Annotated in this window: 3 protein-coding genes; all 3 read right to left on the bottom strand. The window is 60.9% G+C overall.

The window, feature by feature from the left end; all coding sequences use genetic code 11:
- Positions 1 to 112: 112 nt before the first annotated feature.
- Entirely contained in the window at positions 113 to 3013 is a 2901-nt protein-coding gene (locus GY725_17585; GenBank protein MCP4006002.1) for a hypothetical protein, read from the bottom strand.
- A gap of 270 nt (positions 3014 to 3283) precedes the next feature.
- Positions 3284 to 3988, bottom strand: a complete 705-nt coding sequence (locus tag GY725_17590; protein MCP4006003.1) for a hypothetical protein — start codon at positions 3986 to 3988, stop codon at positions 3284 to 3286.
- A gap of 104 nt (positions 3989 to 4092) precedes the next feature.
- On the bottom strand, positions 4093 to 6599 hold a 2507-nt coding region (locus tag GY725_17595), incomplete at its 5' end, for a hypothetical protein (protein MCP4006004.1).

Raw genomic sequence — 6599 nt, forward strand, 5'->3', positions numbered from 1 at the left:
CGGGTTCGATTCCCGTTGGGACCACCAGTCTTCTAGGACTCACTGCCCCAGGTCCAGACCCAGGAATACGAACGCGCGCGGCGGCGCTGTCCGGCTGGTGCCGAAAACGCGCCTACTCCCCGGCCTCCGGAGATGAGCCTTCCAGCAGTCGCTTGATTCGCTTGCTATTACGGCTCGCTCGAGAACGGAGCAGGTAGCGCGACGCACGACGATCTTCGCGCTCGACGTAGTCTTCCAGGACTTTTTCCATGGCACCTGCGATGGAAGTGTGGCGCAAGCTTTCAGGCAGGCCGCCCAACCACTCCGCCACTAGATCCGCCTGGAATGAAAGCCCGTGGGTCGCGATTTCGCGGACGATACCGATGGAAGCCGGATCGCTGAGGGTCCAGCTGGCCTCCATCGAATTGCGAACCCACTCGAGCGCTCTCGTTTTGTCCAGCTGAGCATCGAAGCGCTTCGCAAGTTCCAGGGCGACCCGTGCTCGGGCTTTCGACTCTGATTCCTGGGCAAAACGCGCCTCGAGACGGCGGATCTCACTGGGGACTGTAACTCCGTAGTGCTCAGGCAAACCCCGCACTCGCTCATCGTCCAGTTCGTCGACCGGAATCTCCTGAGCGAAGTAGCGAGCAAGAGAGCTGAACGGCGTCATGGGCATCTCCGCGAAACTGAAGCTCGACATCTTGCCCGGCTCGGCGAGGAACTTTCGCATCAGATGCCTGTCCTCAAAACCGTAGCTGAGGAGTTGATCGTCCTCGTGCAGCAACGGGGCCCGGATCTCCGCTGCTTCCTCGGGACCGAATATGATGAGTGAGAGCACGCCTTCGATGGTGGCCAGATCGTGCTGACTACGGCTCGTCCAGCGATGCCCGGCCACTTTGCGCTCCTTGGAAAAGACCTGGATGCGATCTCGGATCTGATCCAGATCGAACAGTGGCGGGCTATCGCGCTTGAAGCTGACCGCCATCAGATCATCGGGGTTGTCGCGGATGAGAAACGTCTGTGGAAACACCGCAGTCTGTGTTGCCATCAGACTCTTGAAATCATCTCCCGTCATGAGATACAGAGGAATCCACTGCATGAATACGCCGTTCTCTCGCATTACACGTCGGGCATCCTGGTAGAACTCATAGGAGTACAGGGTGTACACACCCTCGTCCGCCGGTGGTGGTGGTTCCGTCTCCACGATGTCGTAGTAGTCGCTCGGCGCCCGGGACACAAAATGGCGCCCATCGTCGAAGTGAAACTTCACGCGGGGGTCGTCGGCGAGACCGTGATTGAATTGAGCAAAGTGTTTGAGCGAGAGCGCTACGATCTCAGTCGAAATATCGACCACATCGAACTGCTCGATCGGGTACATGAGCGCGCCACCAAAGCTCTGCCCGGATCCCAACGCGATGCCAAGCGCGCGCTTGGGTATACCCTTCCCGGGATAGAACAGAAACGGAAAATGAGCCTGAATCGCTTGCCCAGTGGCTCTGTCGAATCTCACCTTTGCAAGGTCAACAGACCGAGCCCCGATCACCATGCCCTCGGAACTGCGTGTGGCCCAGCCGGTCGTTAGCGGCCCTTCGACAATCTCGACGATCTTGCCCCCTTGGGAGGGTCCAAAGCGTGGAACGAGATCGACGATCGCGTCCCGGGTGATATCGGTGCGCATCGAGTACAGACTCACGACCAGGGCGGCGACTCCCAGTACGACCGCCATCCGGCTGCGTCCGTCGGATTGAGTGAGATACGTCGCCCCCAACCCGATCGCGATGGAAAGTACCGCCAGGCCCAGAAACGACCCGGACAGCCCCACGGCGGGAATCACCGCGTAGGCCATGACGAAGCCGCCTGCGCTGGAGCCGAGTGTATTCCAGAAGACCAGATCTCCCGCTGTTGCTCGCAGCGATTCACTACGCGCAGTGGCCCCGGCAATCAGCGCGGGCAGGCCCATGCCGATCAAACAGACGGGCAAGAACAGCACCATCGCGGTTCGAAACGCGGGCACGAGCAGGGTCGCGTCGATCTCTTCGGATAGGATCGCCCAGAAGGCATCGACTTCCAGGGAACTCAGCTCCGCAGGCGCCTGGTAGCCGTAGGGGATCGCCGTGTACAAACCGAGCGACCCGAATACGAGCAGCGGAACGATCGGCTGTATGAACGCCAGGAGGCGGAGGGGCTTCAGACCCGCCCGCAACAACAAGGAAAGAATCAAGCTACCGACGGCGAGGGCTGAGAGAAAAACCGCCAGCAGTACGGCGGTCTGATACACCCAGGCGTTCGTAAGCAGTCCGAGGTAGCGCGCCCAGCTCATCTGGTATCCCAGCGAAGCGAAACCCGACGCGAACGCGAGGACGATGAATCCAAGCGCAGATCCCTGAACGGGCTCCGACGAATACTCGTGGACAGGACGTTTCTTGGCGAACGCCGTCAGCGCTACCGCCGCGATTGCCAGGTTGCCGAGCCCCGCGTAAAACGTCGTGCCGTTCTGCCCGAGCACGGGAATGCAGATATACGCGGTGGCGAGTACGCCTACCACTGCACCCACGATGTTCAATCCGTAGAGAAGACTCGTGAGCGAACCGACCGCCTGGTCGCGTTCAACCAGGCCATCGAGCAGGAGCGGCAGCGTTCCTCCCATGAAGAACGTCGGAATCAGAAAGAGCACAAAAAGCAGTGCGAAGCGCAGCGCGAAGAGTGCGCTAGGCGATGCCTGGATCAGTGGATACGCCAGTCCGTAGACGTCTTCGACCAGCCCGAAAAAAAACGGGAAAGCCAATGCGAAGATCCCGATGGCGGCTTCGAACAGACCGTAGACGAACAGCGGGGAAAGACGTCGGGTGCGCAGGTAGCGACCCGCAAAGATACTACCGAGCGCTAGACCCAGGAAGAAGCTCGTCACCACGGTGGACAGCGCGATCTGGCTGGACCCCACCAACAACGCCGCTTTCTGAATCCAGATGAGCTGGTAACCCAGCCCCAGAGCGCCGGAAAGAACGAACAGACTCGCAGCGGCGATGATAGTCAAAGGTCAACTGTCCCGTCACCGGTCGGTGTCGCCAAATTCGCGGGGCTCATCGAGAGTCTCCAATCCATGTCACTGATGCCCAACGGGCGATGTCCCACTCAGTATCGAACCTCTTTGAGCGGCGACTCGTGTGAGATCGATTCTACAACATCGACTGAGCGATCGTCACGTCTTCGTTCTTCCTTCAAGCCCGTCGAGTGTATGGACAAGGAAACCCATGGGGCGGTAGTTGCGAACACCTGAGATCAGCGCTGAACCTACCCGCCACGATTACTTCCCACCGCCGGTCCGCTCGAAGAACCAATCCAGTGCCTCGGGCTGGAAGTCCCCGGACGGCCAATGGCGTCCGCCTTCATCCACGCGAAACGTCACGTCATAGCCCGCACTTCGCAGCGCATCGCGGTTCGGGAGCGCGACCTGTTGGAACGGAAACAACTCGTCGTGTGTGCCGTACTCCAGGAGGATGTCGGGTTTCGGATCGTCTGCATCCAGTGTGGCGGGATCCACCGCGATGAAGCCCGCCGCCCAGGCCATGATCGCACGAAAGATGCGCGGGTTCGCCAGACCGAGCGACAGGCCGTAGCTCGCGCCATCGGAGTAGCCGATCAAGGCCTGGCGGAAGAAATCGACGGGGTAGCGCCGGTAGATCAGGTCGTAGGCGTACTCCAGGAAGTCGACGTCGGGGCGACCTCCGCCGCTGATCAGGTCCCAGGTTTGTCCGTGGCTTCGGCCGATCAGAAAGAGCGCCTGGCGGGCTTCCGGCTCTTCGCGGTACGCCTTGGCGAGCATCTCGTCCTGCCGTCCCGCCCCGTGGAGCACGGTGATCAGCGGATAGGTCTTGTCTGCGTCGATCTCTTCGGGGGTCAGCAGAAAGGCCTGTTGTTCACCCCGCTCGATGTGTACGAAACCCGTGGGAACCGGGGAGTCGTTTGCTTCGACTCCCCTGGGCTGGATGCGCAGTTCGAGTTTGTCCATGCGTCGATTCTACGATGTGTGGAGGCATCGAGTTGTCGAGCTCGCAATCCCGACCCCCAGCCGGAAAAACCGCAGACTGCGCGATGTGCCCGACGAGTATCGCTTCAGGGCCTTTCGGGAAGATCCGGAGGCGGCCGGAGCCGCGACCGCCGCATAACGATGATCGCCCCGCCCAGCAGAGCACTCGAAACCAGGATCCAGAATACCGGCAAAGGGATGCCCGCAGTGGCCGGTGTCAGCGAGACCGAGACGTCGCCGGAACCGATCCCGCCGCCGCCCATCAGAACCTGGTCTCCGAGTTCTCCGGCGTCGATATCCTGGTCTTGCAGACAGGAACTCGTACGCACCTCGGCTCCGAGCGCCTCGGCCAGCTCAATTCCGGTGTCGTCAGACAGGACGAACATCTCCACCACACAGGTCTCCGTAGGTCCGTTGACGGTCAGTGCGAGCACACTGTCGACCACAGGGCTGGTCAGGGTCAGACCGAACGTCGCGCAACCGTCCTGGGACAGAGGACCGGGATCATTGGGACAGGTGTCGCAGGCATCACCCACGCCGTCCAGGTCGGTATCGGCCTGGCTCGGGTTGCTCGTGCCATCACAATTGTCGTCGTAGTCATCGGTACCGTCGGCATCGTCGTCATTGTCCGCGCAGCCGTCGGTATCGTTCACATCATCGAAGTCTTCGCGTTCCAGGGGACAGCTATCGCTGCCGTATTCAATCCCGTCTCCGTCGAGGTCTGGATCGCAGGCATCGCCCACTTCGTCGTAGAGTTCGTTCGCCTGCCCCGGATCGTAGACGTCCGGGCACACGTCGACGCGGTCGGGAATCTGGTCGCCGTCTGAATCCTGGAGCAGCTCGCAGGAGCGCTCCTGGTTGTCGATCAAACCGTCCTGGTCATTGTCCTGGCCGTCGGTGCAGCTGATCGCGACCTGTGCGGCATTGGGGTAGTCGTTGGCCGCACTATGCGCTTCGGGCTGGCTGGCCGGATTGAACGCGTCGGAGCCCAGCATCACCTCGTAGTCGTCGGGCGTGCCGTCGTTGTCGTCGTCCGAATCGCAGGCATCGCCCTGCGTATCAAAGTCGTTGTCGAACTGATCGGGGTTGAAGTAACCGGGGCAGTTGTCGCCAGCATCATCGACGCCATCCTCGTCATCGTCATTGGGCTGCTGGCAGCCCAGGTCGCTGGCATCCGTATCCCCGTCTCCATCGTTGTCCTGGGAATCGCTGCATCCGCCCGCGTCGTGGCGCAGGCTTTCGGGCTTGCTGGACGGGTCGAGCGGATCGGAGCCGCGATCGATCTCCTCGCCATCGTTGACGTCATCATTGTCCGTGTCGGCCTTGGTGGGATCCGTACCCGTTCCGAAAAAGCCCGCCTCTTCGCCGTCGGTCTTGCCATCGCCATCGCTGTCGGCGACGTTCCGATTCGTACCCAACTCCTTCTCGCGCTTGTCCGAGAGACCATCGCCGTCCGGATCATCGCAGAGCGGAGGCAGGGTGCGATCCGCCTTCCAGTCCACAGCCCGGCGGCAGTTCTTCTTGAGCCTCTCTCGATCCTTCTCCCGCTTGCCCTTGCTCGAGTACTGGTAGTCGACCTGCTGAATTCGCGCACACAGGTCTGAAAGGTAGTCGCGGGCGCGCTCGGTGATGCCGTTCCTCTTGAACCTCTTATCCGCGTCGAGCTTCACCTCGATGATCTGGTTGCGGAGCTTCTTCAGAATCGATGCGAGGTGCTTGGCCTCTTTGTACTTCGGGGTCTTCTTGGCATTGGTTCCGAGCCGGCGCTCGAGTTCCGTCAGGCACGTGTCGGACCACTGCCCACCGTCTTTGATCTTTCTGTCCCGCTGGGGTTGCTGTTTCCCCAGGTAGTAGTCGAGCTTCGCCACCTTCACACGCAGACGCTTCTTGATCTCCTTGCGCAGGTCTCCCTTGGCTCCCTCGAGCATCTTGCGCAGCATCTGGATATCGGCCAGATAGCCGAAGACCTCATGGCAGGGACGAATTTCGACGAGCCGGCGATCCTGATGCTGGCTCGTCGGCGTTTCCCAGTAACCCGCGTTCGGATCGCTGAAAGTGGCCGCGTGGAAGAGTTCGTGAAAGACCACTTCGATCAGTTTCCACTCCGCAGCGACCGCGCCCGCCTTGAGCTCGATCGTCACGGGATTGCTGGCATCGCCTTTGGGGGCGTGCGTCAAACCACCGGCGCCATCGCGCGAAGTCTCGTCTTTGAGTACGAAGCGCAGGTTGTCGAAGCGCAGTTCAGTAGCCGATTCAGCTGTGTAGGTCGGAAAGTTCGGTTCGTTCGCCCAGTCTTTGAAACCGTCGTAGCGAAGCTCGGCAGGAAAACCCTCGAAACAGTCCGGGATATTGTTGTTATTGGCGTCCTTTGCAAGCCGCTCCAGCGCAGACTTCAAATCGGCGATGCTCGGCTTTCCGGCGGCGAAGTTTCCCCCGGAGCCGGAGGAAAGCGGAGCGAGCGGCGGCAGGTTGGGATCGCCGGGAGGAATATCGTTCGGGTCGATCATCGCCAGGATGTCGTAGCCGAACAACGGATCGATGTTCATCGTTCCCTGAGTCGGACCGCCTACATCGCGCCCACCGTCGGAGTACC

This window comes from bacterium (genome assembly GCA_024226335.1).
In the GTDB taxonomy this organism is placed as follows: Bacteria; Myxococcota_A; UBA9160; order SZUA-336; family SZUA-336; genus JAAELY01.

Coding starts and splice junctions, on each gene's coding strand:
- GY725_17590 (MCP4006003.1), bottom strand. CDS start 3,988: ATGGACAAACTCGAACTGCGCATCCAGCCCAGGGGAGTCGAAGCAAAC.